General features: G+C 68.4%; 29 protein-coding genes. 23 read left to right on the top strand and 6 right to left on the bottom strand.

Annotated features, from left to right (window positions below):
• Window positions 1-43 precede the first annotated feature (43 nt).
• The gene (ctaD, locus tag CBR61_RS07525; RefSeq protein WP_088913805.1) at window positions 44-1,756 is read right to left on the bottom strand and encodes a cytochrome c oxidase subunit I; all 1,713 of its coding nucleotides are present in this window, start codon (window positions 1,754-1,756) and stop codon (window positions 44-46) included.
• 37 nt (window positions 1,757-1,793) lie between these two features.
• Window positions 1,794-2,852: a cytochrome c oxidase subunit II gene (gene coxB, locus CBR61_RS07520; protein WP_088913804.1), complete on the bottom strand. Its 1,059-nt coding sequence runs from the start codon at window positions 2,850-2,852 to the stop codon at window positions 1,794-1,796.
• A gap of 244 nt (window positions 2,853-3,096) precedes the next feature.
• On the opposite strand from coxB, the gene pyrE reads away from it, so the two are divergent.
• From pyrE to CBR61_RS07475, 9 genes are all read left to right on the top strand, one after another.
• Entirely contained in the window at window positions 3,097-3,678 is a 582-nt protein-coding gene (gene pyrE, locus CBR61_RS07515; RefSeq protein ID WP_088913803.1) for an orotate phosphoribosyltransferase, read from the top strand.
• Window positions 3,675-4,427: a pyridoxine 5'-phosphate synthase gene (locus CBR61_RS07510; protein WP_088913802.1), complete on the top strand. Its 753-nt coding sequence runs from the start codon at window positions 3,675-3,677 to the stop codon at window positions 4,425-4,427. Before pyrE ends, CBR61_RS07510 begins: the two co-directional genes overlap by 4 nt.
• Complete coding sequence (locus tag CBR61_RS07505) at window positions 4,427-4,711, top strand: pyridoxal phosphate biosynthetic protein (RefSeq protein WP_088913801.1); 285 nt, start codon at window positions 4,427-4,429, stop codon at window positions 4,709-4,711. The genes CBR61_RS07510 and CBR61_RS07505 overlap by 1 nt, the downstream gene beginning before the upstream one ends.
• Entirely contained in the window at window positions 4,708-5,112 is a 405-nt protein-coding gene (acpS, locus tag CBR61_RS07500) for a holo-ACP synthase (protein ID WP_088913800.1), read from the top strand. The genes CBR61_RS07505 and acpS overlap by 4 nt, the downstream gene beginning before the upstream one ends.
• Before the next feature lie 11 nt (window positions 5,113-5,123).
• Complete coding sequence (gene lepB / locus CBR61_RS07495) at window positions 5,124-6,074, top strand: signal peptidase I (RefSeq protein WP_233996905.1); 951 nt, start codon at window positions 5,124-5,126, stop codon at window positions 6,072-6,074.
• Between the two features lie 20 nt (window positions 6,075-6,094).
• Window positions 6,095-7,240, top strand: a complete 1,146-nt coding sequence (locus CBR61_RS07490) for a DUF3089 domain-containing protein (protein ID WP_088913799.1) — start codon at window positions 6,095-6,097, stop codon at window positions 7,238-7,240.
• Entirely contained in the window at window positions 7,222-7,707 is a 486-nt protein-coding gene (gene ruvX / locus CBR61_RS07485; RefSeq protein WP_088913798.1) for a Holliday junction resolvase RuvX, read from the top strand. The genes CBR61_RS07490 and ruvX overlap by 19 nt, the downstream gene beginning before the upstream one ends.
• 140 nt (window positions 7,708-7,847) lie before the next feature.
• Window positions 7,848-8,327 (top strand): PaaI family thioesterase, encoded by a 480-nt coding sequence (locus tag CBR61_RS07480; protein WP_088913797.1) that lies wholly within the window; start codon window positions 7,848-7,850, stop codon window positions 8,325-8,327.
• Window positions 8,320-8,715 carry a PaaI family thioesterase gene (locus tag CBR61_RS07475; RefSeq protein ID WP_088913796.1) on the top strand — a complete coding sequence of 132 codons (396 nt, stop codon included), beginning with the start codon at window positions 8,320-8,322 and terminating at the stop codon, window positions 8,713-8,715. The genes CBR61_RS07480 and CBR61_RS07475 overlap by 8 nt, the downstream gene beginning before the upstream one ends.
• Here CBR61_RS07475 and CBR61_RS07470 read toward each other — a convergent pair.
• Window positions 8,712-10,892, bottom strand: a complete 2,181-nt coding sequence (locus CBR61_RS07470) for a transglycosylase domain-containing protein (protein ID WP_088913795.1) — start codon at window positions 10,890-10,892, stop codon at window positions 8,712-8,714. The two genes, CBR61_RS07475 and CBR61_RS07470, sit on opposite strands and share 4 nt — an antisense overlap.
• A 48-nt stretch (window positions 10,893-10,940) precedes the next feature.
• Entirely contained in the window at window positions 10,941-11,921 is a 981-nt protein-coding gene (gene cobS / locus CBR61_RS07465) for a cobaltochelatase subunit CobS (RefSeq protein ID WP_088913794.1), read from the bottom strand.
• 117 nt (window positions 11,922-12,038) lie between these two features.
• On the opposite strand from cobS, the gene CBR61_RS07460 reads away from it, so the two are divergent.
• The 3 genes from CBR61_RS07460 to aac(6') are packed head-to-tail and all read left to right on the top strand — an operon-like array spanning window position 12,039 to window position 13,973.
• On the top strand, window positions 12,039-12,878 hold the full coding sequence (locus tag CBR61_RS07460) for an oxygenase MpaB family protein (protein ID WP_088913793.1): 840 nt from the start codon (window positions 12,039-12,041) through the stop codon (window positions 12,876-12,878).
• A gap of 19 nt (window positions 12,879-12,897) precedes the next feature.
• A complete protein-coding gene (locus tag CBR61_RS07455) occupies window positions 12,898-13,530 on the top strand; it encodes a glutathione S-transferase family protein (RefSeq protein ID WP_088913792.1) in 633 nt (210 codons plus the stop codon).
• A complete protein-coding gene (gene aac(6') / locus CBR61_RS07450) occupies window positions 13,527-13,973 on the top strand; it encodes an aminoglycoside 6'-N-acetyltransferase (RefSeq protein ID WP_088913791.1) in 447 nt (148 codons plus the stop codon). Before CBR61_RS07455 ends, aac(6') begins: the two co-directional genes overlap by 4 nt.
• A 4-nt stretch (window positions 13,974-13,977) precedes the next feature.
• Here the strand turns inward: aac(6') and CBR61_RS07445 are convergent, their stop codons facing one another.
• Complete coding sequence (locus tag CBR61_RS07445) at window positions 13,978-14,571, bottom strand: DnaJ domain-containing protein (RefSeq protein WP_088913790.1); 594 nt, start codon at window positions 14,569-14,571, stop codon at window positions 13,978-13,980.
• Between the two features lie 79 nt (window positions 14,572-14,650).
• Between CBR61_RS07445 and CBR61_RS07440 the strand changes: the two genes are divergently transcribed.
• The 4 genes from CBR61_RS07440 to CBR61_RS07425 are packed head-to-tail and all read left to right on the top strand — an operon-like array spanning window position 14,651 to window position 17,119.
• Window positions 14,651-14,917 carry a BolA family protein gene (locus tag CBR61_RS07440; protein ID WP_088913789.1) on the top strand — a complete coding sequence of 89 codons (267 nt, stop codon included), beginning with the start codon at window positions 14,651-14,653 and terminating at the stop codon, window positions 14,915-14,917.
• A complete protein-coding gene (locus CBR61_RS07435) occupies window positions 14,914-15,366 on the top strand; it encodes an NUDIX hydrolase (protein WP_088913788.1) in 453 nt (150 codons plus the stop codon). Before CBR61_RS07440 ends, CBR61_RS07435 begins: the two co-directional genes overlap by 4 nt.
• A gap of 50 nt (window positions 15,367-15,416) precedes the next feature.
• Window positions 15,417-16,226 (top strand): SDR family NAD(P)-dependent oxidoreductase, encoded by an 810-nt coding sequence (locus CBR61_RS07430; protein WP_088913787.1) that lies wholly within the window; start codon window positions 15,417-15,419, stop codon window positions 16,224-16,226.
• Window positions 16,226-17,119, top strand: coding sequence for an alpha/beta fold hydrolase (locus tag CBR61_RS07425; RefSeq protein ID WP_088913786.1), 894 nt, complete (start codon window positions 16,226-16,228; stop codon window positions 17,117-17,119). Before CBR61_RS07430 ends, CBR61_RS07425 begins: the two co-directional genes overlap by 1 nt.
• On the opposite strand, the gene CBR61_RS07420 is transcribed toward CBR61_RS07425, so the two are convergent.
• On the bottom strand, window positions 17,116-18,213 hold the full coding sequence (locus CBR61_RS07420) for a DUF2332 domain-containing protein (protein ID WP_088915516.1): 1,098 nt from the start codon (window positions 18,211-18,213) through the stop codon (window positions 17,116-17,118). The genes CBR61_RS07425 and CBR61_RS07420 overlap by 4 nt on opposite strands.
• 45 nt (window positions 18,214-18,258) lie before the next feature.
• Between CBR61_RS07420 and hisG the strand changes: the two genes are divergently transcribed.
• The 7 genes from hisG (at window position 18,259) to CBR61_RS07385 (ending at window position 26,197) form a co-directional block, all read left to right on the top strand.
• The gene (hisG, locus tag CBR61_RS07415) at window positions 18,259-18,966 is read left to right on the top strand and encodes an ATP phosphoribosyltransferase (protein ID WP_088913785.1); all 708 of its coding nucleotides are present in this window, start codon (window positions 18,259-18,261) and stop codon (window positions 18,964-18,966) included.
• A 2-nt stretch (window positions 18,967-18,968) separates the two neighbouring features.
• Window positions 18,969-20,261: a histidinol dehydrogenase gene (hisD, locus tag CBR61_RS07410; RefSeq protein ID WP_420705702.1), complete on the top strand. Its 1,293-nt coding sequence runs from the start codon at window positions 18,969-18,971 to the stop codon at window positions 20,259-20,261.
• Window positions 20,258-20,725 carry a transcription antitermination factor NusB gene (gene nusB / locus CBR61_RS07405; RefSeq protein ID WP_088913783.1) on the top strand — a complete coding sequence of 156 codons (468 nt, stop codon included), beginning with the start codon at window positions 20,258-20,260 and terminating at the stop codon, window positions 20,723-20,725. The genes hisD and nusB overlap by 4 nt, the downstream gene beginning before the upstream one ends.
• 103 nt (window positions 20,726-20,828) lie before the next feature.
• On the top strand, window positions 20,829-21,704 hold the full coding sequence (gene thiL, locus CBR61_RS07400) for a thiamine-phosphate kinase (RefSeq protein ID WP_088913782.1): 876 nt from the start codon (window positions 20,829-20,831) through the stop codon (window positions 21,702-21,704).
• 147 nt (window positions 21,705-21,851) lie between these two features.
• Window positions 21,852-23,972 (top strand): sodium-translocating pyrophosphatase, encoded by a 2,121-nt coding sequence (locus CBR61_RS07395; RefSeq protein WP_088913781.1) that lies wholly within the window; start codon window positions 21,852-21,854, stop codon window positions 23,970-23,972.
• A 189-nt stretch (window positions 23,973-24,161) separates the two neighbouring features.
• Window positions 24,162-25,322 (top strand): GNAT family N-acetyltransferase, encoded by a 1,161-nt coding sequence (locus CBR61_RS07390; protein ID WP_233996904.1) that lies wholly within the window; start codon window positions 24,162-24,164, stop codon window positions 25,320-25,322.
• The gene (locus tag CBR61_RS07385) at window positions 25,319-26,197 is read left to right on the top strand and encodes a cupin-like domain-containing protein (protein WP_088913780.1); all 879 of its coding nucleotides are present in this window, start codon (window positions 25,319-25,321) and stop codon (window positions 26,195-26,197) included. Before CBR61_RS07390 ends, CBR61_RS07385 begins: the two co-directional genes overlap by 4 nt.
• Window position 26,198: the final 1 nt, after the last annotated feature.

The raw sequence follows: 26,198 nt of genomic DNA, 5'->3' as shown, positions 1-26,198 counted from the left end.
ACCCGCGCTCCCCCCGTTTGTCACGCTCCGGCGAGGGAGCCGATCACGCCGTCACCGGACGGTGATCGTGGTAGTCGTGCGCGTCGGTGATCACCGGCAGCGTCTCGAACTGGTGGTAGGGCGGCGGGCTCGGCAGGGTCCATTCGAGCGTCGTCGCGCCTTCGCCCCACGGGTTGGCCTCGGCCTTGCGGCCCGCAACCAGCGCGTAGAGGATGTTGACGAAGAAGAAGATCATCGACCCGGCCATGATGTAGTAGCCCAGCGTGCTGATCTCGTGCCAGAAGGTGTAGGCTTCCGGATAGTCGGGGTAGCGGCGCGGCATCCCCTGCATGCCCAGGAAGTGCTGCGGGAAGAAGATCACGTTCACGCCGATGAAGAAGGTCCAGAAGTGGAGGTGCGACAGCAGCTCGCTGTGCATCCGCCCGCTCATCTTCGGGAACCAGTAGTAGAAGCCGGCGAACATCGAGAACACCGCGCCCATCGACAGCACATAGTGGAAGTGCGCGACGACGTAGTAGGTGTCGTGCAGGTTGTCGTCGATCCCGCCGTTGGCGAGCACGACGCCGGTCACGCCGCCCACGGTGAACAGGAAGATGAAGCCCATCGACCAGACCATCGGCGACTTGAAGCTGAGGCTGCCGCCCCACATCGTCGCGATCCACGAGAAGATCTTCACGCCGGTCGGCACAGCGATCACCATCGTCGCCGCGGTGAAGTACATCTTCGTGTTCACGTCGAGGCCCACGGTGTACATGTGGTGCGCCCAGACGATGAAGCCCACGACGCCGATCGCGACCATGGCGTAGGCCATGCCGAGGTAGCCGAACACCGGCTTCTTCGAGAAGGTCGCCACGATCTGCGAGATCATGCCGAAGCCCGGCAGGATCATGATGTAGACTTCCGGATGGCCGAAGAACCAGAACAGGTGCTGGTAGAGCACCGGATCGCCGCCGCCGGCCGGATTGAAGAAGGTGGTGCCGAAGTTGCGGTCGGTCAGCAGCATGGTGATCGCGGCCGCAAGAACGGGGAGCGCCAGCAGCAGGAGGAAAGCGGTGACCAGCACCGACCACACGAACAGCGGCATCTTGTGCAGGGTCATGCCCGGCGCGCGCATGTTGAAGATGGTGGTGATGAAGTTGGTCGCGCCCAGGATCGAGCCGGCACCGGCAAGGTGCAGCGAGAAGATCGCGAAGTCGACCGCCGGCCCGACCGAACCGCTCGTCGAGAGCGGGGCATAGACCGTCCAGCCGGTGCCTGCGCCCGGACCCGTGCCGCCGGGCACGAAGAGCGAGAACAGCAGGCTGAAGAAGCCCGCGACCGTCAGCCAGAAGGAGACGTTGTTCATGCGCGGGAAGGCCATGTCCGGCGCGCCGATCATGAGCGGCACGAACCAGTTGCCGAAGCCGCCGATCATCGCCGGCATGACCATGAAGAACACCATGATGAGGCCGTGCGCGGTGATGAACACGTTCCACATGTGGAGCGCGGTGTTCAGATCGCTGCCGCCACCCATGAACTGGGCCCACCACTGCAGGTACTGGATGCCCGGCTCCTGCAGCTCGACGCGCATGATGCCCGAGATGGCACCGCCGACGATCCCCGCGATGATCGCGAAGATCAGATACATCGTGCCGATGTCCTTGTGGTTGGTCGACATGAACCAGCGGGCGAAGAAGCCCGGCTTGTGGTCCGCATGATCGTGGGCGTCGTGCCCGTGATCGTGATGAATGTCGAAGCCTTCTGCGGTGGTTGCCATGATCAGCTACTCTTCTGCTTCAATTCTTGTTTCTGTCTCAGCCGGCCGCGGCCGGGGCGGCGGCCTCGGTCGCTGCGGGCGCCGCGGGGGCGACCGTCGCCGCGCCGTTGTCGGCCTCGCCCGGCATCGTCCCGCCCTGCGCCCGGACCCAGGCAGCGAACTCGGCGGGCGGAAGCGCCTCGACGACGATCGGCATGTAGGCATGGCGCGCGCCGCACAGCTCGGAACACTGGCCGTAATAGACGCCCGGTTCCTTGATGGTCAGCATCTTCTCGTTGAGCCGCCCGGGAACCGCGTCCATCTTGAACCACAGCGACGGGACGGCGAAGGCGTGGATCACGTCGCTCGCGGTGGTCTGGATGCGCAGCGGGACGCCCGCGGGCACGACCATGCGGTTGTCGACCGCGAGCTGCCCGGGCTCGCCGCGCTTCACGGCCTCGGCCTCGTCGAGCATGTTCGAGATCACCTCGATCTCGCCATGGTCGGGATAGGTGTAGCCCCAGTACCACTGGTAGCCGGTCGCCTTGATGGTGACGGCATCGGCGGGAGGAGTCTCGTACTGGCGCGCCAGCAGCGTGATCGAGGGGATGGCGATGATCACGAGGATGATCACCGGAACGATCGTCCACACCACCTCGATCATGGTGTTGTGCGTGGTCTTGGAAGCGACCGGATTGGCGCGGCGGTTGAAGCGCACGACGACGTAGAGCAGCAGGCCGAGCACGAACAGGCTGATCACCGTGATCACCGGCAGCAGGATGCTGTCATGCATCCACAGCGCATATTCGCCGTTGGCCGAATACTGGTCCTGGAAGGTCAGGCTCTTGACCGGATCCTCCTGATAGGAGGTCGGCATGCCCTTGCCCTTGGTCGGGGCCATCGGGGTGTAGGCACCCTCGCCCGCGGGAGCGGCAGCGGCTTCGGCGGGGGTGAGATTGCCCGGCAGGGCCTCAGGCCCGGGCGCGGTCTGCGCGCCTTCGACGACACCCGCTTCGGACGCGTTGGATCCGGGCGCGATGGTGTCCTGCGCCGCAACGGCCAGCGGCGTGAACGCCGCCAGCCCGGCAGCCAGCGCCGCCAGAATAGCCTTCTTCATACGGGTGTCCCTCTGACCCATCGTCATGTGCCTAAATGCTACGTATCTGATCCCATACTGCCCGGCGACCGGCCCCCCTGAGACCTGCTGCGGACAGCGTTTGGCCGGCCGAGGGCCAGCTTCAACCCCGCCCTTAGCGATGCTTGCCGAGGGCCTCAAGCGCTTCTAGGGAGAAAATTATGCACCGGCCCATGTGGCACGCGCAAGTCGGCGCTTTCCCTCAGGTTTTCTAAGGAGTTCGTTCGTGACGCAAGAGGAAGTTCTGGCCGAGTTCCGCAGTTCCGGCGCCCTGCTGGAAGGCCATTTCAAGCTGTCCTCGGGCCGCCACAGCGGACATTACCTGCAGTGCGCGCGGGTGCTGATGAACCCCGCCCGCGCCGCCCGGCTGGCCGAGGCGGTGGTCGCGGGCCTGCCTGCCGAAGTGGTTGAAAAGGTGGATGTCGTCGTCTCGCCGGCGATGGGCGGGATCATCATCGGCCACGAGGTCGGCCGGGCGCTGGGCAAGGACGCGCTGTTCCTTGAGCGGCCCGAGGGCACCTTCCACCTGCGCCGCGGCTTCGCGCTCGCGCCGGGCGCGAAGGTGCTGATGGTCGAGGACGTCGTCACCACCGGTCTCTCCAGCCGCGAGGCCATCGCTGCCGTCGCGCGCGAAGGCGGCGAGGTGATCGCCGAATGCGCGATTATCGACCGTTCCTGCGGTTCGGTCGATCTCGGCGTGCCGTTCTACCCGCTGCTCGCCATCGATTTTCCGACCTATGACGAAAGCGACATCCCTGCGGCGCTGGCGACCGTAGAAGTGACCAAGCCCGGCAGCCGGAAGGAATGACCCTGACCCAACCCCACCACCTGCGTCTCGGCGTCAATATCGATCACGTCGCCACGATCCGCAACGCGCGCGGCGGGGATCACCCCGATCCGGTGCGCGCGGCAGAGATCGTCGCGGCGGTCGGCGGCGACGGCATCACCGCGCACCTGCGCGAGGACCGCCGCCACATCCGCGACGAGGACTTGGCGCGCATCCAGGCGGCGACCGACCTGCCCCTGAACCTCGAAATGGCCGCCACACCGGAGATGCTCGCCATCGCCCTGCGCCACAAGCCCCACGCCGCCTGCATCGTCCCGGAGAAACGCGAGGAGCGCACCACCGAGGGCGGGCTCGATGCGGCGGGGATGCACAACACGCTGGTCCCCATCGTCGAGGAGTTGCGCGCGGCAGGCATCCGCGTCTCGCTGTTCATCGAGGCCGAGGAACGCCAGCTCGACGCCGCGCTGCGGCTGGGCGCACCCGTGGTGGAGTTCCACACGGGCGAATATGCCCACGCCTTTCTCGATGGCGACAGGGAGAAAGTGGCGCGCGAACTGAAGCGCATCGCCGATATGGCCGCTCTCGCCGCCAAGAACGGGATCGAGCCGCACGCAGGCCACGGCCTGACCTTCGACAATGTCCAGCCCATCGCCGCCATCCCCCAGATCGCCGAGCTCAATATCGGCCACTATCTGATCGGCGAGGCGGTGTTCGTCGGACTCGAGAACGCGATCCGGCGGATGCGCGAACTGATGGACGAGGCCCGCTAGTGACCGCGCCCGACCTTCCCCCGCTCACCGGCGAGCAGAAGCGCTGGGCCTTCGGCGCGGCGGCGCTGTTCCTGGTGGCGGTGGGCTTCCTCGGCTTTGCGCTCAATACCGGCGTCATGCGGGTTTTCGCGGTCGGCTGGGTGGCGCTGATGATCTTCGGCTTCGTCGGCGCTGGCCGCGTCGCCAAGGGGGACTTCGCGCACCCGCTGTTCAAGGCGCAGGTGATGCTCCACGTGGTCGCGGTCGGCCTGCTGGTGGCCGTGATAATCAGGGCGTTCAAATGATCATCGGCATGGGCTCCGATCTCTGCAACATCGAGCGGATCGCCAACTCGCTCGCACGCTACGGCGAGCGGTTCGAGAACCGCGTCTTCACCGAGGTCGAAATCGCCAAGGCGCGCCGCCGCCCCTTCACCATCGCCGGCACCTATGCCAAGCGCTTCGCCGCCAAGGAGGCGTTCAGCAAGGCGGTCGGCACGGGCTTCAAGCGCGGCGTCTTCATGAAGGACATCGGCGTGGTCAACGCGCCCTCCGGCGCGCCGACGCTCGCGCTCACGGGCGGGGCGGCTTTGCGGCTTGAAGAAATGACGCCGAAAGGCCATGAGGCGCGCATCCACCTGACCCTCACCGACGATCATCCCTGGGCGCAGGCCTTCGTGATCATCGAAGCCATCCCCCTGCGCTAGGCCCTCCGTTCATGGCAACCACCGAAAGCCCGCAGATGACCGACAGCCCTGCCCCGGACAGCGCAGCCCCCGAAGGCGAGGCCCCGGCCGCCCCCGCAACCGCCGCTGCGGCGCAGAGCGATGCTCCCGAGAAGGTCAACTGGCTCGCCGAGATCCGCGGCCTTGCGCTGATGCTGCTCGCGGTGCTGGCCTTCCACAGCCTCGTGGCCAAGCCCTTCTACATCCCCTCGACGTCGATGATGCCGACCCTGTGGGTTGGCGACCGGCTGGTGGTGAGCAAGTATCCCTATGGCTGGTCGTGGGCCTCGGCGAGCTTCCACCTCCTGCCGCGCGGCGACTGGCGGGTGCTGGGATCGACCCCGGAGTATGGCGACATCGTCATTCCCGTGCACCCCACCCGCGACGAGGACTACATCAAGCGGGTCGTCGCCTTGCCCGGCGACACGATCGAGGTGCGCGGCGGCCAGATCATCCTCAACGGCACCCCGATCCGGCGGGAGGTCGTGCCCGAGGTGCGCATCCCCTTCGAGCCCGAACTCATTTGCAAGGACGGCCCCTGCCTGACCGCCTTCGAGCCCTTCCGCGAGACCAGCCCCGACGGGCGCGAATACTACGCCCCGCCGACTTGGCGCGAGACCCTGCCGAACGGCGCGACCTATCTCACCATCGACTATACCGACCAAGAGCTCGACAACTTCGGGCCCTACACCGTGCCCGAGGGCAATGTCTTCGTGATGGGCGACAACCGCGATCTTTCCGCCGACAGCCGTGCACCGGCCATCGCCAACGGGCTGGGCGGCGGCGTGCCGCTGGCCAATATCGGCGGGCGGGCGGAGTTCATCACCTTCAGCCTCAACGGTTCGACCACCTGGAACCCGGCGACCTGGTTCTCGAGCCTGCGGGGCGACCGCGCGTGGACGACCCTGCGCCCGCCGCTCGCCGAGGGCGCCGCTGCAAAGTAAGCTGAGGATACAGCCTTAGAATGGCCCGCAAGTTCCTCTATTTCATCGCCTTCTGCCTCATCCTCGTGATCGGCGGGCGCATCCTTTACGAGCTGTTCCAGGAGGAACTGGCCGAAATCGCGCTCGTGCCCTCGGCCGCCTTTGCGCCGGTCGAGCCGCTTGAAGCGAACGCCTACGAGGACCCCAAGCTGTGGCATTCGCGCCCCGGCATCGGCGTCAGCGATCCGGCCCGCTGGCAGCCCGCCTGGGCCTCGGACCGCGGCGTGCTGCCGACCCCGGCCGAGCCGAAGGTTCCCTTTGCGGTGTTCTTCGTCCACCCGACGAGCTACCTCAACCGCGCGAGCTGGAACGCCCCGCTCGCAAACGGCGGCGATCCCGAGGCCGAGCGAATCGCGCGCATCTATCTGCGCGGCATGGCGAGCCCCTTCAACGCCGCCTCCGAAATCTGGGCGCCCCGCTACCGCCAGGCGACCTTCGGCGCCTTCCTCACCGATGCGCCCGAGGCAAGGCAGGCGATCGATGCCGCCTATGCCGACGTGCGCGAGGCTTTCCGCTATTTCCTCTCCAGCGTCGATCCGGGGACGCCGATCGTGCTGGCGGGCCATTCGCAAGGGTCGTTGCACCTCAAGCGCCTCATCGCCGAGGAAGTGAAGGGCACGCCCGTCGCGTCGCGGCTGGTGGCGGCCTATGTGATCGGCTGGCCGGTCTCGACCCTGCACGACTTGCCGGTGATGGGCCTGCCCGCCTGCGCCGCGCCCGAGCAGACGGGCTGCGTCGTCAGCTGGTCGAGCTTTGCCGAACCGGCCGACCCGGGCACGCTGCTCGAGACCTATGCAAGCACCCCCGCGCTCGACGGCAAGGCGCCGGGCAACGAGCCGATGCTGTGCACCAACCCGCTCACCGGCACCCCGGGTGCGAGCGCGCCGGCCAGCGCCAATCTCGGCACGCTGGTGCCCGAGGACAGCATGGAGAAGGGCACGCTCCAGCCCGGGCTCGTGCCCGCCCGCTGCGACAGGCGCGGGTTGCTGCTGATCGGGCCGCCGCCGGAGATGGGCTCCTACGTGCTGCCGGGGAACAATTATCACGTCTACGACCTGCCGCTGTTCTGGGCGAACACCAAGGCGGACGTGGCGCGGCGGGTGGGCGCGTGGAAGCCCGCGAACTGATCTTCGAGGACGCGCGCGGCTTCGGCGAAGCCGTGGGAGACGGCGGCGTGCTGCTGGGGCTCGACCTCGGCACCAAGACGCTCGGGACCGCGACCTGCGATGCGGGCTGGCGCTTCGCCACCAACGGCACCACGATCCAGCGCGGCAAATGGGGCAAGGACCGCGAGACGCTGGCGGCGCTGATCAGGAGCCGCAGCATCAAAGGCATCGTCCTCGGCCTGCCGCGCAACATGGACGGATCGGAAGGGCCGCGCGCGCAGGCTTCGCGCGCCTATGCGAGGAACTGCGCCGAGGCATTCGCCCTCCCCCTCCTGCTGTGGGACGAACGCTGGTCGACGCAGGCCGCCGAGGCGGCGATGATCGGCATGGACATGAGCCGCGCCAAACGCGCCGCCGCGATCGACAGCCATGCCGCCGCCGTGATCCTGCAGGGCGCGATCGACCGGCTGGCGGGGGGCGTGCTCTAGCCCAAACTCCGTTCGCCTCGAGCGAAGTCGAAAGGCGATGCGCTGGTGTCTCGACTACGCCCGACACGAACGGAACAAGGCTTGCGCTCGCAAAAAAAGGGCGTTGCCACCCCGGCGTCCACGCCCCTATGCCCGCGCCCATGAACACCCCCACCCCCCGGTTCGACGCGCGCGAGGCGTCCAAGTGGTTCTTCCGCCACGGCCACACCGGCTGGCTCGGCCTGAGGTTCACCGATCAGGGCGAGAACTGGGTCGAGCTCGAACTCCCTTGGCGCGAGGATCTGCTGGGGGACGCCAGCCGGCCGGTGCTCGCATCCGGCCCGATCATCAGCCTGATGGACATGGCGAGCGGCATGGCGATCTGGCAGACGCGCGGCAGTTTCCAGCCGGTGGCGACGCTCGACCTGCGCGTCGATTACCAGCGCCCGGCGCGCGAGCGGGCGAGCGTGAAGGGCCGGGTCGAATGCTACCGCATCACCCGCTCCGCCGCCTTCGTGCGCGGGATCGCCTATGACGACGATCCGGCCGATCCGGTCGCTCACGTCGCGGGCTGCTTCATGACCATCGGCGCCGATCCGCGCGAGAGCAATCCGGCCCTGCGAGGAGGCGAGGATGCCTGAGGGGCTGGAGCTTCCCGCCTACGCCCGTTCGCTCGGAGTTACGCTCACCGGCGAGACCGAGGGCGGGATGCCGGTGCTGACGGTCGATTTCGGCGGAAACGTCGAGGGCCGGCCGCAACATTTCCACGGTGGTGCGACCGCGGGTCTGCTCGAGAACGCGGGCTATGCGGCCCTTCGCACCGCACTGCTGGCGGCGGGGCGCGATCCGCTGCTCAAGCCGATCAACATCACGGTGCAATATCTCGCCGCGGGCAAGTCACAGGCGAGTTTCGCGGTGGGACGGATCACGCGGCTCGGCCGGCGCAATGCCAACGTGACCGTGGAGGCATGGCAATCCGACCGCGCGCGGCCGATCGCGACGGCCGTGATGAATATCCTGATGGTCTAGGGCGGGGGCGCCGGGCTCGGCGAGGCCGAGGGCTGGACCACCACCCCGCCGCCATCCACGCGCACCTCCACCGGCACGCCGGGTTGGCTGAGGGTCACGCCGCCCTGTTCGATCCTGAGGGTAGTGCCGTCCTGCCCGACCGGGATTTCCTCGCCGTCGAGCACGTCGAGCGGCTGGACCGGGCCTTCGGGATCGGGCGTGTCCTCCGCCTTCGGCTCCGGCGCGGCCTCGATCTTGAGCGCGCCGCGCAGGAAATCGCGCCAGATGCGCGCCGGGGTGCTGCCGCCGGTGACGCCGTTCAGGGGCGTGTTGTCGTCGTTGCCGACCCACACTCCCACCACGAGGTCCCCCGCATAGCCCACGAACAGCGCATCGCGGTAATCCTGGGTCGTGCCTGTCTTGCCGTAATTGGCGATCGGAAGGGAGGCGTTGCGCCCCGTCCCGCGATTGATCGCGGCGCGCAGCATCCCTTCGAGATCCTCGTGATCGCCCGAGGACATCGAATCCCGCCGCGTCGTCAGCCAGTCCCACCAGCTGCGCTCCCCGCGAGCGAAGGCGTGGGGTTCGACCGGGTATTCGTTGGCCGCGATCCCCGCATAGGCGGCGGTCAGCTCCATCAGGGTCATCGAGAAAGTGCCGAGCGCAAGGCTCGGGTCGCCCTCGGTCATGGGCGCGGTGATGCCGAGACGGCGGGCGGTGCGGATCACCTTGTCGCTGCCCACCGCCTGGAACAGCCGCACGGCGGCGACATTGCTGGAGGAGGCGAAGGCGTCCTCCAGCGTGATCTGGTCGGAATATTGCTCGCGCGCGTTCTTGGGGCGGTAGCTGCCTTGGGTGATCGGGGTGTTGGGGATGGTGTCGTCGGGCTCCCAGCCCTCTTCCAGCGCGGTCAGATAGACGAAGGTCTTGAAGGTCGATCCCGGCTGGCGGCGCGCCTGCGTGGCGCGGTTGAAGGGGCTCTTGCGATAGTCGCGTCCGCCGACCATCGCCACGACCTCGCCGTTGCGGCGCATCGCCACCAGCGCGACCTGCGCGCCGCCCAGCGGGGCGCGCGCGACGATGCGGTTCGCCAGCGCCTGGAGGCGGGAATCGAGCGTCGTGGTGAGGGTCTGCTTGGAATAGCTCGCCTCCATCCCCTCGCGCGCCAGCGGCAGGGCCCAGTCGGCGAAATAGGTGCCGGTCGGCAGGTTGTCGTCGCGCGTGCGCACGTCGATGCGCGGGTCGGGCAGCGCCTTCGCCTCGGCGGCGGTGAGATATCCCTCGTCGACCATCGAGCCGATCACCAGCTCCATGCGCTTCTTGGCCTTGTCGTAGTGCTTGGTCGGCGCATAGCGCGAAGGCGCCTGGAGCAGCCCCGCCAGCATCGCCGCCTGTTCGGGCCGCAGCTTTTCGGGCTGGCGGTAGAAGTAATGGAGCGAGGCGGCGCGCAGGCCGTACTGGTTGTCGCCGAAATAGGCGTTGGACAGGTAGCGTTCGAGGATCTCGTCCTTGGTAAGCCAGCTTTCCAGCCACAGCGCGATCAGCGCCTCGCGCGCCTTGCGGCTGAGGCTCTGTTCGGGGGTGAGGAAGGTGAACTTGGCGAGTTGCTGGGTGATCGTCGAGCCGCCGCCGTATCCCGTCCATGCCGCCCGGGCGATGCCGCGCGGATCGATGCCCCAGTGCGAATAGAACCGCCGGTCCTCGATCGCTATGAAGGCCTGCACCACGTGGGGCGGCAGGTCGGCGACCTTGACCGGCGCCTCGACGATCGCCCCCTGCCGCGCGATCGGCGTGCCGTCGCTGGCGAGCAGCGTGACCTGTGGCGGGGCGATGGGTTCGAGGCTCTTGGAGAGCGGGGCGGTGACGGCAAGCCAGCCGATCAGCAGGGCGAAGACGGCGAAGGCGGCGAGCAGCCCCCGCCCTGTCCACCACAGCTTCGACCGTGCGCGCCAGTAGTCGCGCTGCCACCAGCGCAGGCGCCGCTTCTCCTCGACCGCCAGCGCCTCGTCGACGAGGCCGAGCTTGGCGTCCCAGGCGTCGAAATCGGGTGTCGCCGAGACGCGCGGGCGCGGCAGGTCGTCCTCGTCGTCATCAAGGGGCCGCTGCGATTCGTAGAGCGGGTAGAACCCCGCAGGCGTGCCCGTCCCGTCCGGAGCACCGGCACGCGAGCCTTTCCAGAATCGGTCGAAGAACGCCATGGTGACGGCTGTGTTACCAGCCTAGGACACTTGGTAGCAAGCGGATGGTTACCGCTTCTTCGCCGCGCCCTCCGGCAGGTCCTCGCCGAAGACGCGCTGGTAGTATTCGGCCACCAGCGTGCGCTCCGCCTCGTCGCACTTGTTGAGGAAGCTGAGGCGGAAGGCGAAGCCCACCGAGCCGAAGATCGCGGCGTTCTGCGCCCAGGTGATCACGGTGCGCGGGCTCATCACGGTCGAGATGTCGCCGTTCATGAAGCCCTGCCGGGTCAGCTCGGCGACCTTGACCATGTCGGCGATCAGCTTGTCGTCGGCCTGCGGGGTCTTCGACTTGACGATCTGCTGCTCCACCTCGGGCTTGAGGTAGTTCAATGCGACGACGATGTTCCAGCGGTCCATCTGCGCCTGATTGATCGCCTGCGTGCCGTGATAGAGCCCGCTGGTGTCGCCGAGGCCCACGGTGTTGGTGGTGGCGAAAAGGCGGAAGAACGGGTTGGGCGTGATGACGCGGTTCTGGTCGAGCAGGGTCAGGCGGCCGTCGAACTCGAGCACGCGCTGGATCACGAACATCACGTCGGGGCGACCTGCGTCATATTCGTCGAAGGTCAGCGCCACCGGGTGCTGGAGCGCCCACGGCAGGATGCCTTCCTTGAACTCGGTCACCTGAAGACCGTCCTTCAGCACGATCGCATCGCGCCCGACGAGGTCGATGCGGCTGATATGCGCGTCGAGGTTCACGCGGATCGAGGGCCAGTTGAGGCGGGCCGCGACCTGTTCGATGTGGGTCGACTTGCCGGTGCCGTGATAGCCCTGCACCATCACCCGGCGGTTGTGCGCGAAGCCCGCGAGGATCGCCAGAGTGGTGTCCGGATCGAACACATAGGCGCCGTCGATCTCGGGCACGTGCTCGTCACGCGTTGAGAAGGCGGGAACCTGCCAGTCGACATCGATGCCGAAGGTCTCGCGGACATCGATGGTGGTGTCGGGCTGGGTGGGCATGGCGCTGGCGCCGGAGGGGATCGGTGAAGTCATTGCCGCGTCCGGTTAGAACGCATGGGGCCGGGCTGCAAGCGGTGGTTTGACAGGCGGTGCTGGCATTTTGGCGAGTCCCGATAGCAGGGCGGCAGAGTTGTCCCTATATCCCTGCCCATGGCCGATCCCGTCGAATCCCTGCGCCTCAAGCTGGTCAGCCAGGTGCGCGGCGTGTTCCACGACACGGCGAACGGCCAGACCCCCACCCCGCCCTCGGACGAGGCCCTGTTCCAGCGCGACACGCCGATCCGGCTGGTCCATGCCGATCTGGTGGGCATGATGACCGGCGGGGTGCGCGCGCTGCTGCTGCAGATGCTCCATCCCCATGCGCTGCAAGGGGTGCTCGACCATTCGAATTTCCGCGAGGACATGCACGGACGCCTGCGTCGCACCGCGCGGTTCATCGCGGTGACGACCTTCGGCCATCGCGACGAGGCGATGAAGGCGATCGACCGCGTCAACCGCATCCATGCCAAGGTCGGCGGCACGTTGCCCGACGGCTCGCGCTACGAGGCGACCAATCCGCGCACGCTCGCCTGGGTGCACGTGACCGAGGCGCAGAGCTTCCTTGCCGGCTATGTCCGCCACGTAAGGCCGGCGATGCCGGTCGCCGAGCAGGACGAATATTACCGCCAGTTCGCCGTCATCGCCCGCGCCCTGGGCGCCGATCCCGTTCCCGAGACGCGCGGCGAGGCGGAGCGGATTTTCCGCGAGTTGCGCCATGATCTTGCCACCTCGCCCGAGGCGCGGGAGGTGGCCCAGCTGGTGCTCTCGCAGCGCCCTCCCGGCGCGCCGCGCAGCGTCCAGACAATGATCACTGCCGATGCGGTGTCGATGCTGCCCGACTGGGCGCGGCACATGCTCGGGCTCCAGCGGCCCGTCCTCACCGCCCTCCCCGCGCGTGCGGCGACATGGGGCATGGGGCGGACGCTCCGATGGGCCTTCCGGCAGAACTGAGGATACGAGGGAGAGGACAATGGCCGAATTCACTTTCTACACCGTGGCCATGAGCCGCGGGCAGATCTCGCGCTGGGCGCTGCACGAGGCGGGCGCGGATTACGAGCACGTGGTGTTCGACTGGGCGACGCGGCCCGAGAGCTTCAAGACCATCAACCCGATGAACAAGGTGCCCGCGCTGGTGCACCACCATGGCGGCCACGATCACGTCGTCACCGAATGCGCGGCGATCAACCACTACCTCGCCGAGACCCACCCCGAGAAAGGCCTGCTGCCCGACGCGCACGAGAAGGCCGGCTATTTCCGCTGGCTGTTCTTCGCTGCAGGGCCGCTCGAACAGGCGGTGGTGGCGCAGGCGATGGGCTGGCAGGTGCCCGAGGGCAAGACCGGCATGGCGGGCTTCGGCAGCCTCGAACTGACGCTGGATGCGCTCGACAGCTGGCTGTCGGCGAACGATTTCATCGCCGGAGGCCGCTTCACCATGGCCGATACCTATGTCGGAAGCCAGTTCGTCTGGGGCCTGCGCTTCGGCTCGATCCCCGAGCGGCCCTCCTTCAGGGCCTATGTCGAGCGCATCACCCAGCGTCCGGCCTATGCCGAGGCGAATGCCATCGACGCGAAGATCATCGCCGCGGCGCAGGCCAGCGGGTGAGGGTGCGCCCCGCCACCCTTGCGGATGTGCCGCAGTGGGCCGCGATGCGCGCGCAGCTCTGGCCGGACAATCCGCCCCCGGCCCATGCCGAGGATATCGCAGGGACGTTCCTCTCCGGCGACCCCGACCAGGTCGCCTTCGTTGCCGAGGGCCATGACGGCGCCCTGCTCGGCTTTGTCGAAGCGAGCATCCGGCACGACTATGTCGACGGCTGCGACACCTCGCCCGTGGCTTTCGGCGAAGGCGCGTTCATCGTGCCGGGCGCTCGCGGTACCGGCGTGGGCCGGGCGCTGGTGGAGGCGGTGGCCGATTGGGCCCGCACCAACGGCTGCACCGAACTCGCCTCCAACGCCTTGCTAGACAACACCGCCAGCCACGCCTTTCACGAAGCGGTGGGCTTCGAGGAGACCGAGCGGGTGGTGTTCTTCCGCCGGATGCTGTGAGGCCTCAGGCCAGCGCCGCGCTCCTGCGCAGCAGCTGGTAGGCGTCGACCACCGCGGTCAGCTGCGCCTCGTGACGGCGGTCGCCGCCGTTGCGGTCGGGATGATAGCGGCGGACGAGTTCGGAATAGCGGCGCCTGAGCCGCGTGCGGTCGGTGTCCGAGCCGAGCCCCATGACCTCGAGCGCCGCCGCCTCCTCGCGGCTGAAGCGCCCGGACATCGCCGCCTTGGCCTCGCGCTCGGCACGCGACCTGATGCCTCGGGCGCGGGCGGAGATGGCATCGAGCGGATCGGCATAGTCGGCCCAGCGCGGAGTATCGCCGATGCCCGCCGTGGGCCGGAACACGCGGCTTTCGGTCTGCCAGCCGGCGATAGGGGACTGGGCGCGCAGGATCTCCTCGGCGCTCATGCCCTCGAACCAGTCGTAGCCCGCGTTGAATTCGCGAACATGAGGCAAGCAGAACCAGCGCCACTCGCCCGGGCCGTCAAAGCCGTGCGGACGGCGCCCGGGGGCGCGGAATTCGCCCGCCTCGCGGCAGCCGGGGGCTTCGCATTGGCGTCCGGGGCTCTCGACGCGGCCGTGGAATCGTGGTGAAGGCATAAGCGCGTTGAATGGCGATTGGGCGCCCAAGTTCCAAGTCCGATCCGCCCCTGCCTGCTTGCGAAAAAGGAAAGCCGTGATGAGTGTCGCCGAGGAAATGCACGCCCTGCTGACCGAAGCCTTCGCCCCCGCCCGCCTCGCGATCATCAACGATTCCGCGAAGCATTCGGGCCATATGGGCGACGACGGTTCGGGCGAATCGCACTTCACCGTCGAGATCGAGGCGGCGGCCTTTGCGAGCATGAACCGCCTCGCCCGCCAGCGCGCGGTGATCGCGGCACTGGGCGATATCGTCGGGCAGCGCGTCCATGCCGTGGCGATCAAGGCGAGCGTGCCGGCCGAATGACGCTGAACCCCGCCCTGCGCCTGCGCCGCGCGGCGCGGCTGATCGTGGTCGATCCGGAAATGCGCGCACTGATGTTCCGCTACGACGTGCCGGGTCGCGATCCCTTCTGGGTCACGGCCGGGGGCGAATGCGATCCGGGCGAAAGCTTCGAGGATGCGGCGCGGCGCGAACTCTTCGAGGAAACCGGCATCACCGCCGATCCCGGCCCCCAGATCGCGCGGATGACGCCCGAATTCATAACGGTCGAGGGCGAGCCGGTGCAGGCGGACGAACGGTTCTTCCTCGTGCGCGTCGACAATGCGCGCGTGGATACGGCGGGCCACACCGAGCTCGAACGGAAGCTGATGACGCAGCACCGCTGGTTCACGCTCGACGAGCTGGAAAGCTGGCACGAGGCGGTGTTTCCGGTGAACCTTGCCGACATGATCCGGTCCCATATCGCAACCTGATTGCACCGCGCCGGAGCGCCCGCTACTCCTCCCCTCAAAGGGAGAGAGACATGGACTATGCAGGCAAGGTGGCGTGGATCACCGGCGCATCCTCGGGCATCGGCGCGGCGCTGGCGCGCGAACTGGCCGCGCGCGGCGCGCATGTGGTGCTGTCCGGCCGTGACGCGGCGCGGCTGGAGGAAGTGGCGGCGGATTGCGGCGAGACGCTGATCCTCGCCTTCGATGTGCGCGACGAGGCGGCGCTGGCCGACGCGACCGCCAAGGCGATGGCCTGGAAGGGCGGCGTCGATCTTGCCATCGCCAATGCCGGCATCTCGCAACGAAGCCGCGCGCTCAAGACGTCGATGCAGGTCTATCGCGACATCATCGACATCGATCTCACCGCCCAGATCGCCTTCTCGCAGGGGCTGATCGGCCATATGGCGGAGCGGGGATCGGGCGGGCTCGCCTTCATCTCCTCGGTCGCGGGCAAGGTCGGGGTGCCGATGCGCACCGCCTACTCGGCCGCCAAGTTCGGCCTTGCAGGCTATGCCGATGCGCTGCGGGCGGAACTCTCGATCAACGGCGTGTCGGTGCACACCATCTACCCCGGCTCGGTCGCCACCAACGTCTCGCGCAATGCGCTCACCGCCGAGGGCACCGCGCGGGGCCGGTCGGACAAGGCGATCGACGAGGGCATCCCCGCCGACGTCGCCGCCCGCGCGATGCTCGACGGGATCGCCGCCGGGACACGCGAGATCATCGTCGCCGAGGGCATGGAACTGGCGATGGGCGAGGCGCGCCGCACGCCCGATGCGCTGTTCGATCAGGTCGCGGGGATGGTCGCCAAGGGCTACATGGACAAGCTGGAGCAACAGTGATGAGCTTTGACCTCAAGCGCGTGGCGCTGCCGAACGGCATCCACCTCGACATCGTCGACGAGGGCCCGACCGATGCGCCGGTGCTGATCTTCCTGCACGGCTTTCCCGAAAGCCACCGCACCTGGCGGCACCAGATCCGGCATTTCTCGGATCGCTACCGCTGCATCGCCCCCGACCAGCGCGGCCATCGCGGGTCCTCCAAGCCGCAGGAGGTCGCGGCCTATACCCCCGACAAGCTGATCGGCGACATCTTCCTGCTGGCCGACGCGCTGGGGATCGGCAGCTTCACCATCGTCGGCCACGACTGGGGCGGCGCCATTGCCTGGGGCGTGGCGCTCGCCGGGCAGCACGCCCGCGTGACCCGCGCCGTGATCGCCAATGCGCCGCATCCGGTGGTGTTCCAGCGGCTGCTCTACACCAATCGGGTGCAGCGCGAGGCGAGCCAGTACATCCGCGGCTTCCGCGACCCCGCCAACGACGCGCTGGTCAAGGAGCACGGCCTCACCGGCCTGCTGCTCAAGGAAGTGAAATGGGACCGCCCCACCGCGATGGAGCCCGAGGAGCGCGACCAGCTGCTGCGCGACTGGCAGAACCGCGACGCGGCCTTCGGGATGCTCAACTACTACCGCGCAAGCCCGATCGACGTGCCGACGATGGACGCGCCCTTCGAGGTCCCCGAGGGCTGGACGCCCCCTGCCCTGCCCAAGCTGACCATCCCGACCCTCGTAATCTGGGCGCTCGACGATCTCGCCCTGCCGCCGGAAAACCTCGAAGGGCTGGAGGACATCATCGACCCGCTCACCATCGTGCGCGTGCCCGATTGCGGGCATTTCGTGCCGTGGGAAGCGCCCGGGGCTGTGAACGCGGCGATGGAGGAATTTCTCGCGGGCTAACCCGCCAGCCACTCCACATCCGCCCCGTGCGGGTGGGACCAGGCTAGCTGCACCTCCTCGCTCCTGCCGGGCCAGTGGCGCACGGTCAGCTTGTGACGGTGGACGGTGCGGTCGGCCTCGACCTGCACCCATGCGAGCGGGCGCTCGGGCGTGGCCTTCGCGCCCGCCGCTTCCATCGCCGCCGTCACCCGCGCCTGCTGGTCGGCAGGCACATATTGCCAGACGATCGAGTGCATCAGCATCCGCGTGGTGCCCTGTTCCTGCGGCCTTGCAAGCTCAGCCTCGACGAAATCGGCGGCGTTCATCGCCACGATGTCGGGCTTGCTCTGCGAGGCTGCGCGGATCGCGGCGTCCATCCGCTCGAAGCGCACCGCGTGCTCGGGCCAGATATAGGCCTTGAGCCTGAGCGCCTGCGCGGGATCGGTCAGATCGACCGGAGCGACATCGCAACCCCTGGCCTTGGCGATCTCGATCCGGTGCGCGGGCGGCGGCGCCCCGTTCCATGCAGGCGCGAAGGTCATCACCGGATCCTCCGGCCCCACCTTCACCCCACCGAGGTCATAGGCATAGCGCCCCAGCATCAGGTTTATGCCGGCGCTGGAGCCGATCTCGAGGCATTCGAACCGCGGCGGTAGGCCCCGCTCGGCCAGCCACAGCGTCGCGGCGATGAAGTTGGCCGAACGCCCCGCCTCGTTCGTCTGCGGCGGACCGTCCAGCCAGGGCAGCAGCGCCGCCTCTTGCGCGGCGATGACCTGCGCGATCACCGCCGCATCCTGTGCCGCCTCCCCGCGGTATATGGGCCCAAGCTGCGGCGCCGCGCCCGACAGGTGGAGCGCGTGCAGCCCTCCCGCCACCCGCAAGGGTAGCGCATCGGCGAGCGGCGCGCCCTGCCAGCCGCGCACCCTGCCGAGCAAGGCACCCTGCGCTTCCGAGGCCAGCACCGCGGCGATGCCGCCGACCACCCGCGCGGTGACATGCGCGCCCGCCGCCTCGCAATAGGCAACCTGGTTGGCGAAGGCCGTCGCCACCGCCCCCGGACCTGCCGTGTTCATGTCGACGAATTCATAGGCCGGCCGCGCCCCGGATCCCTGCATCACCATTGCCCTTTACGCCTCCCAGCCCTAAGTGCGCGACCGATCATGACCAGCATCGGCCTTCCCGACAACAGCTTCTTCCGGCCCGGACAGCTCACTTTCGCTGTCCCCAAGGGTCGCATCCTCGACGAGGCGCTCCCCGTCATGGCGCGCGCCGGGGTGGAGCCTGCCGCCGACTTCCACGACCCGAAAAGCCGCGCCCTGGCCTTTGCATGCACCCGCGACGACATGCGGATGATCCGCGTACGGGCCTTCGATGTCGCGACCTTCGTCGCCCACGGCGCGGCGCAGGTCGGGATCGTCGGCTCCGACGTGATCGAGGAGTTCGACTACGCCGATCTCTACGCCCCCGTGGACCTCGGCATCGGCATCTGCCGCCTCTCGGTCGCGCGCCTCGCCACGGACACGGACGAGGCGGGCAGCGCCAGCCACCTGCGGGTCGCGACCAAGTATCCCAACCTCACCCGCCGCCACTTCGAGGCCGCGGGCGTGCAGGCCGAATGCGTCAAATTGAACGGCGCGATGGAGCTTGCTCCCTCATTGGGCCTTGCGCGCCAGATCGTCGACCTCGTCTCGACCGGCACCACCCTGCGCGAGAACGGCCTCGTCGAGACCGCCACCATCCTCGAGATCTCCGCCCGCCTGATCGTCAACCGCACCGCCCTCAAGACCGACCCGCGCGTGCCCGCACTGGTCGATGCCTTCCGCCGCGAGGCCGAGGCGCGCGCACAGAAGGCTCCCGCCGCCGCATGACCGTGTCGCTCCTCTCCACGCTCCAGCCCGATTTCGAGACGCGCTTCACCCGCATCGTCGAGGCGCGGCGTGAATCCGACACCGATGTCGCGGGGCAGGTCTCGGCCATTCTCCAGGCGGTGAAGGGTCGCGGCGATGCGGCGCTGGTGGAATACACCCAGCGGTTCGATGGCCACGCGCTGATCGCCGAGAGCGACTGGGTGATCCCGCGCGAGGCCTGCGAGGCGGCCTACGACGATCTCGCGCCCGACCTGCGCGACGCGCTCGAACTCGCCGCCGCCCGGATCCGCGCCTATCACGAGGCGCAGCTGCCGCAGGACCGCGACTATGTGGACGCGGCGGGCGTGCGCCTGGGCGCGATCTGGCGGCCGGTCGATGCGGCGGGGCTCTATGTGCCGGGCGGCCGCGCGGCCTATCCCTCCTCGTTGCTGATGAACGCCATTCCGGCGCGCGTCGCGGGGGTCGAGCGGCTGGTGGTGGTGACCCCCACGCCCAAGGGCCAGACCAACCCGCTGGTGCTCGCCGCCGCCCATATTGCCGGGATCGACGAGATCTGGCGCGTCGGCGGGGCGCAGGCGGTGGGCGCGCTCGCCTACGGCACGCAGCGCATCCGTGCCGTGGATGTCATTACCGGCCCGGGCAATGCCTGGGTCGCCGAGGCCAAGCGGCAGCTTTACGGCGTCGTCGGCATCGACATGGTGGCCGGGCCCTCGGAAATCCTCGTGATCGCGGACGGCAAGAACGATCCCGACTGGATCGCCGCCGATCTGCTTTCGCAGGCCGAGCATGACCCGACCTCGCAGTCGATCCTCATCACCGACGATGCCGGCTTCGCGCGGCAGGTGGAGGACTGCATCGACCTCCAGATCACCCAGTTGGCGACCGCCAAGACCGCCCGCGCCTCGTGGGACGCGCACGGGGTGATGATCGTGGTCAACGACCTCCTCGCCGAGGCTCCCGCCCTCGCCAACCGCCTCGCCGCAGAGCATGTCGAGATCGCGGTCGACGACCCCGAGCCCTACCTGAAGGCGATCCGCCATGCCGGGAGCATCTTCCTCGGCCGCATGACGCCCGAGGCAGTCGGCGATTACGTCGCCGGACCGAACCACGTGCTGCCGACCGGACGCCGCGCGCGCTTTTCGAGCGGGCTTTCGGTGCTCGACTTCATGAAGCGCACCAGCTTCCTCGGGCTCGATGCGGCCTCCTTCAAGGCGATCGGCCCCGCCGCCGCCACCCTCGCCCATGCCGAAGGGCTACCGGCGCACGCCAAATCCGTGGAATTGAGAATCCGATGAACAGCCCCGCCCGTTCCCAGGCCCGCTCGGCCGCGCGTCTTGCCGCCGTGCAGGCGCTCTACCAGCAGCACATGGAGGGCACCCCGCTCGCCCGACTGCTCGACGAGTTCCACCAGCATCGGCTGGGTCGGACCATCGACGAGGATGCCTTCGACCAGGCCGAATATGCCGAGGCCGAGGTGCCCTTCTTCGACGACGTGGTGCGCGGGGTGGATGCCCGCCGCGACGAGATCGACGCGCTGGTGGCGAGCAAGCTCGCAAGCGGCTGGAGCCTCGCACGGCTCGATCGGGCGATGCTCCAGGTGCTGCGCGCCGGCACCTACGAGCTCATCGCCCGCGCCGACGTGCCGGCGCCAGTCGCGATCAACGAATATGTCGAGGTCGCCAAGGCCTTCTTCGACGACGGGCAGGCGAAGTTCGTCAACGGCATCCTCGATGCGGTGGCGAAAGAGGCGCGGGGCTAGAAACCAGAACCGTTCGGGCTGAGCTTGTCGAAGCCCTGTCCTTTCTCCGAAGAGAAGTGCAGCCCTTCGACAAGCTCAGGGCGAACGGATATTGGTGAGGGCGATGAACGAACCCGACTTCATCGCCGCCCTGCGCGCCCTTCCGCTCCATCCCGGCGCGCGCGGGCTGTCGGACGATTGCGCGGTGATCGAGGTCGGCACCGAAACCCTCGTCATCACCCACGACATGATGGCGGAGGGCGTGCACTTCCGCCCCGATGCCGACATGGCCGACGTGGCGTGGAAGCTGGTGACAACCAATCTTTCGGATCTCGCGGCCAAGGGCGCGGTGCCCCTCGGCGTCCTGCTCGGGCACACGCTGGGGCGGGACGATGCGCGCTTCATCGCGGGGTTGCGCGAAGCCCTCGAGGCCTTTGGCACCCCCCTGCTAGGCGGGGACACGATCGCCGCGGCAGGCCCGCGCTCCCTCGGCCTGACGGCCATCGGGCGGGCGAGCCACACCCCGGTCCCCTCGCGCAGCGGCGCGCAGGCGGGCGACGCGGTCTGGCTGACCGGGCAGGTGGGCCGCGCGATGCTCGGCTTCGAGGGGGCCGAGGAGCACCGCGCCGCCTTCGACCGCCCTGTCCCGCGCCTCGCCGAGGGGCAGGCGCTCGCGCCCCATGTCACGGCGATGATGGATGTGTCCGACGGGCTCCTGCTCGATGCCTTCCGCCTCGCCGAGGCGAGCGGCGTGACCCTCGCGCTCGATCCTGCCGCCATTCCTGTCGCCGATGCCGCGCGGGCCGACCAATGCATCCGCTGGGGCGACGATTACGAGCTGCTGTTCACGGCGCCTCCGTCCGCAAGGCTGCCCATCCCCGCGCACCGGATCGGCACCGTCACCGACCGCGCCGACGCACCCCTGACGCTCGGGACGGAGACCTTCGGCGACCCTGCCAGCCTCGGCTATCGCCACGGCGATCCCTCCCAAAACTGCTGAAACCGTCGCAAAACCGGGATTGGCACTCTCGGTGAGGCTTGCCAGCCTTCCCTTTGTGCCTATGACTGTGCGCCTCGCGCCCGAGGGATCAACAAGAGGCGCGCGTCTCCATCATCGGGGACAGGACATAACGAGAGGGGATTGCTCGTGAATCTATTGCTCATTTCGATTGGGCTGGGGGTGCTTGCCATCGTCTATGGCATCATCACCAGCTCGCAGGTGCTCGGCGCCAGCGCCGGGAACGCGCGGATGCAGGAAATCGCAGCCGCCATCCAAGAAGGCGCGCAGGCCTACCTGAACCGTCAATACACCACCATCGCGATCGTCGGCGTCGTCGTCGCCGCGATCGTCGCCTTCGCGCTCGGGACCACCGCCGCGATCGGCTTCGTCACCGGCGCGGTGCTTTCGGGCGTCGCCGGCTATATCGGCATGAACATCTCGGTGCGCGCCAACGTGCGCACGGCCGAGGCGGCCAGCACGGGCCTTCAGGCCGGCCTCACCCTCGCCTTCCGCGCGGGTGCGATCACCGGCATGCTGGTGGCGGGCCTCGCGCTGCTGGCGATTGCGGTGTTCTTCTACGTCATGGTCGGGCCGATGGGCCTCACCCCGGCGAGCCGCACCGTGATCGACGGCCTTGTGGGCCTCGCTTTCGGCGCCTCGCTGATCTCGATCTTCGCGCGTCTGGGCGGCGGGATCTTCACCAAGGCAGCCGACGTCGGCGCGGACCTCGTCGGCAAGGTCGAGGCGGGCATCCCCGAGGATGACCCGCGCAACCCCGCCGTGATCGCCGACAACGTGGGCGACAACGTGGGCGACTGCGCAGGCATGGCCGCGGACCTCTTCGAGACCTACGTCGTCACCGTCGGCGCCACCATGGTGCTGACCGCGCTGCTGCTCACCCAGCTGGGCGACCTGCTGCTGCCGATGATGGCGCTGCCGCTGCTGATCGGGGGCGCGTGCATCGTCACCTCGATCCTCGGCACCTACTTCGTGCGCCTCGGCGGCGGGACCAACGTGATGGGGGCCATGTACAAGGGCTTCATCGTCACCGCCGTCACGTCGATCCCGCTGATCTGGTTCGTCACGCAATATGCGCTCGGCTCGGTCGGCATGGACATGAACACGGTGATCAACCCGGGCCAGGAGATGACCGAGTTCAACGGCCGCGAGCTGTTCTACTGCGCGCTGCTCGGCCTCGCCATCACCGGGCTGATCATCTGGATCACCGAGTACTACACCGGCACCAAGTACCGCCCGGTGCGCTCGATCGCCAAGGCCTCGGAAACCGGCCACGGCACCAACGTGATCCAGGGCCTCGCGATCAGCCTCGAGGCGACCGCGCTGCCGACGCTGGTGATCGTCGCAGGGATCATCATCGCCTATGGCCTCGCCGGCCTCATGGGGATCGCCTATGCGGCGACCGCGATGCTGGCGCTCGCCGGCATGGTCGTGGCGCTCGACGCCTACGGCCCTGTCACCGACAACGCCGGCGGGATCGCCGAGATGTCGGGTCTGGACGATAGCGTGCGCGAGAAGACCGACCTTCTCGACGCTGTCGGCAACACCACCAAGGCCGTCACCAAGGGCTATGCCATCGGTTCGGCGGGCCTCGGCGCGCTGGTGCTGTTCGCGGCCTACACCACCGACCTTCGGACCTTCTTCCCCGATGCGAACGTGGACTTCAGCCTCGAGAACCCCTTCGTGATCGTCGGGCTGCTGCTCGGCGCCCTGCTGCCCTACCTCTTCGGGGCGATGGGCATGACCGCGGTGGGCCGTGCGGCGGGCGACGTGGTGGTGGACGTGCGCGAGCAGTTCCGCACCAACCCGGGGATCATGGCGGGCACCTCCAAGCCCGACTATGCCCGCACCGTCGACCTCGTCACCAAGGCGGCGATCAAGGAGATGATCATCCCCTCGCTGCTGCCGGTGCTGGCGCCGGTGGTGGTGTACTTCGTGATCACCGCGATCGCGGGTCAGGACAACGGCTTCGCGGCGCTGGGCGCGCTGCTGCTCGGCGTGATCGTGGGCGGGCTGTTCGTGGCCCTTTCCATGACCGCCGGTGGCGGGGCGTGGGACAACGCCAAGAAGTACATCGAGGACGGCAACCACGGCGGCAAGGGCTCGGAAGCCCACAAGGCCGCGGTGACCGGCGACACGGTCGGCGATCCCTACAAGGACACTGCCGGCCCGGCCGTGAACCCGATGATCAAGATCACCAACATCGTCGCCCTGCTGCTGCTCGCGGCGCTGGCGCACGGGGTGGCCTGAACCCATCAGGCCTGCCTGAAAATCCTCACCCCGCCGGGAGCAATCCCGGCGGGGTTTATCTTTGCCTTTTCCCCTGTCCCCCAACCGGACAGGTCCCGACAGGGCACAAGCTTTCTTAAAATCTATGTGACATTGCAGCTGCCGAAGGCGCGGAGGGCTGCGCCCGAACGGGGTTAACCGCAGATGGACATGGCACGTGCGGACAGTTTTCGCACCGGCGCGCCGCGCGGCTATCCGCCCGGCGCCCTGCCGCATGGCGAGCTGCACCTGCTGACCGCGGCCGAGCTTGCCCGGCCCGCCTTCCTCGCCGCCTGGGAACGGCTGGTGCTCGCCGCGGCGGAGCCCAACCCCTTCTACGAACCGTGGTTCCTGCTGCCTTCGCTGGCGCAATGGGGCGAGAGGGACCGGGTCGTAACCAAGGCCTGGTATCACGAAGGCAGGCTCGCCGGGCTGCTGCCGGTGGTGCGCAGCGCGGCCTATTACGGCCACATCGTCACCCACGCTACCGGCTGGTCCCACCCCAATTCCTTCTGCGGCGCGCCGCTGATCGCGGCCGGACACGAGGACGCCTTCTGGCGCGACATCCTGGCCCATTTCGACCGCCGTGCGCGCCGGGCGCTGTTCCTGCACCTGCCGATGATGCCCGCCGACGGCCCTGCCAATGCCGCGCTCGAAAGGGTGCTCGCCCGCCACCCGCGCGCGCAATACATGGTCGCCGAGGAGAACCGCGCGCTGCTGGCCGGGGATGCGGGCGCCGCCGCCTATCTCGAGGCGGCGATGAGCGCCAAGAAGCGCAAGGAACTGCGCCGCCAGCACAACCGCCTCGCCGAGGAGGGCGCGCTCGTCTTCGAGCGGTGCGAGGACGATGCGGGCCTCGCCGAATGGACGGCGGAGTTCCTCGCGCTTGAGGCGGCCGGGTGGAAGGGCGAGGCCGGCTCCGCCCTCGCCAGCGCGCCCGACACCCGCGCCCTGTTCGAACAGGCGCTGGCCGGCGCTGCGGCGGCAGGGCGGCTCGAACGGCTCGCGCTCAGGCTCGACGGGCGCGCCATCGCGATGCTCGCCAATTTCATCACCCCGCCGGGCGCCTACAGCTTCAAGACCGCCTTCGACGAGGCCTATGCCCGCTTCTCTCCGGGGATGCTGCTGCAGCTGGAAAACCTCGCCCTTATCGAACGCCCGGACGTGGCGTGGGCCGACAGCTGCGCGGTCGAGGGCCACCCGATGATCGAACGCCTGTGGCGGGACAGGCGCCGCATGATCAGCCGCAACATCGCCATCGGCGGGCCGCTGCGCCGCGCCTGCTTCCGCCTGCTGATGGCGTGGGAAACCCGACCGAGGAGGATTCCATGAACGCCCCTGCCCGTTTCACCGATGCCCTGCCCGCGACCGTCTTCGACGGCCCCGCCCGCACCCGCTTCGCCGCCCATTACCCCGAGACGCCGCACATCCTGACGCACAGCCTCACCAGCCACCCGCTGCTCGAGATCGAGGCCCTGGCCGCCCTCGCCGAGAGGCTGCCGCTCGCCTCGGTCGAATACAACCGCGGCGACCTGCCGATCGGGGTCGACGGCAAGCCGGGATCGAACGGCATGACCATCGCCGAGACCATCCGCCGCGTCGCCGAGGCGGAAAGCTGGGCGGTGCTCAAGAACATCGAGCAGGTGCCCGCCTATGAGGCGCTGCTGATGAGCCTGCTCGAGGAGATCCGCCCGGAGATCGAGGCGGCGACCGGCGCGATGCTGACCCCGCAGGGCTTCATCTTCGTCTCCTCGCCGAACTCGGTCACGCCCTACCACTTCGATCCCGAGCACAACATCCTGCTCCAGATCAGGGGCAGCAAGGTGATGACCCAGTTTCCTGCGGGCGACACCCGCTTCGTGCCGGACGAGGCCCACGAGACCTACCATTCGGGCGGCCCGCGCGAATTGATGTGGGACGATGCGATGCTCCCCCACGGCACCGAATTCGCGCTTGCGCCGGGAGAGGCGCTGTTCGTGCCGGTGATGGCGCCGCATTTCGTGCGGAACGGCCCCGCCCCCTCGGTGTCGCTGTCGATCACCTGGCGCTCGGAATGGAGCTACCGCGAAAGCGATGCGCGCATCTTCAACGCGATCCTGCGCGAGCGCGGCTTCCGCCCCAGCGCGCCGGGGCGCTGGCCGCAGCAGAACTATGCCAAGGCCTATGCCTTCCGCGCTCTGCGCAAGCTTGGCTTGACGGGTTCGTAAG

Origin of the sequence: Porphyrobacter sp. CACIAM 03H1, from assembly GCF_002215495.1 — a bacterium.
In the GTDB taxonomy this organism is placed as follows: Bacteria; Pseudomonadota; Alphaproteobacteria; order Sphingomonadales; family Sphingomonadaceae; genus Erythrobacter.
Note: the sequence above shows the minus strand (reverse complement) of the source record. Positions and strands in the feature narration are given on the sequence as shown.

Bases quoted from the DNA above. Each gene is read 5' to 3' on its own strand.
- CBR61_RS07385 (WP_088913780.1), top strand. From the start codon at position 25,319: ATGAACGCCCCTGCCCGTTTCACCGATGCCCTGCCCGCGACCGTCTTC.
- coxB (WP_088913804.1), bottom strand. From the start codon at position 2,852: ATGAAGAAGGCTATTCTGGCGGCGCTGGCTGCCGGGCTGGCGGCGTTC.
- CBR61_RS07435 (WP_088913788.1), top strand. From the start codon at position 14,914: ATGACGCTGAACCCCGCCCTGCGCCTGCGCCGCGCGGCGCGGCTGATC.
- CBR61_RS07430 (WP_088913787.1), top strand. From the start codon at position 15,417: ATGGACTATGCAGGCAAGGTGGCGTGGATCACCGGCGCATCCTCGGGC.
- nusB (WP_088913783.1), top strand. From the start codon at position 20,258: ATGAACAGCCCCGCCCGTTCCCAGGCCCGCTCGGCCGCGCGTCTTGCC.
- CBR61_RS07445 (WP_088913790.1), bottom strand. From the start codon at position 14,571: ATGCCTTCACCACGATTCCACGGCCGCGTCGAGAGCCCCGGACGCCAA.
- CBR61_RS07510 (WP_088913802.1), top strand. From the start codon at position 3,675: ATGACCCTGACCCAACCCCACCACCTGCGTCTCGGCGTCAATATCGAT.
- cobS (WP_088913794.1), bottom strand. From the start codon at position 11,921: ATGACTTCACCGATCCCCTCCGGCGCCAGCGCCATGCCCACCCAGCCC.
- CBR61_RS07475 (WP_088913796.1), top strand. From the start codon at position 8,320: ATGCCTGAGGGGCTGGAGCTTCCCGCCTACGCCCGTTCGCTCGGAGTT.
- CBR61_RS07460 (WP_088913793.1), top strand. From the start codon at position 12,039: ATGGCCGATCCCGTCGAATCCCTGCGCCTCAAGCTGGTCAGCCAGGTG.
- acpS (WP_088913800.1), top strand. From the start codon at position 4,708: ATGATCATCGGCATGGGCTCCGATCTCTGCAACATCGAGCGGATCGCC.
- CBR61_RS07490 (WP_088913799.1), top strand. From the start codon at position 6,095: ATGGCCCGCAAGTTCCTCTATTTCATCGCCTTCTGCCTCATCCTCGTG.
- CBR61_RS07425 (WP_088913786.1), top strand. From the start codon at position 16,226: ATGAGCTTTGACCTCAAGCGCGTGGCGCTGCCGAACGGCATCCACCTC.
- CBR61_RS07420 (WP_088915516.1), bottom strand. From the start codon at position 18,213: ATGCAGGGATCCGGGGCGCGGCCGGCCTATGAATTCGTCGACATGAAC.
- CBR61_RS07455 (WP_088913792.1), top strand. From the start codon at position 12,898: ATGGCCGAATTCACTTTCTACACCGTGGCCATGAGCCGCGGGCAGATC.
- CBR61_RS07470 (WP_088913795.1), bottom strand. From the start codon at position 10,892: ATGGCGTTCTTCGACCGATTCTGGAAAGGCTCGCGTGCCGGTGCTCCG.
- CBR61_RS07480 (WP_088913797.1), top strand. From the start codon at position 7,848: ATGAACACCCCCACCCCCCGGTTCGACGCGCGCGAGGCGTCCAAGTGG.
- CBR61_RS07390 (WP_233996904.1), top strand. From the start codon at position 24,162: ATGGCACGTGCGGACAGTTTTCGCACCGGCGCGCCGCGCGGCTATCCG.
- CBR61_RS07440 (WP_088913789.1), top strand. From the start codon at position 14,651: ATGAGTGTCGCCGAGGAAATGCACGCCCTGCTGACCGAAGCCTTCGCC.
- lepB (WP_233996905.1), top strand. From the start codon at position 5,124: ATGGCAACCACCGAAAGCCCGCAGATGACCGACAGCCCTGCCCCGGAC.
- thiL (WP_088913782.1), top strand. From the start codon at position 20,829: ATGAACGAACCCGACTTCATCGCCGCCCTGCGCGCCCTTCCGCTCCAT.
- hisG (WP_088913785.1), top strand. From the start codon at position 18,259: ATGACCAGCATCGGCCTTCCCGACAACAGCTTCTTCCGGCCCGGACAG.
- ctaD (WP_088913805.1), bottom strand. From the start codon at position 1,756: ATGGCAACCACCGCAGAAGGCTTCGACATTCATCACGATCACGGGCAC.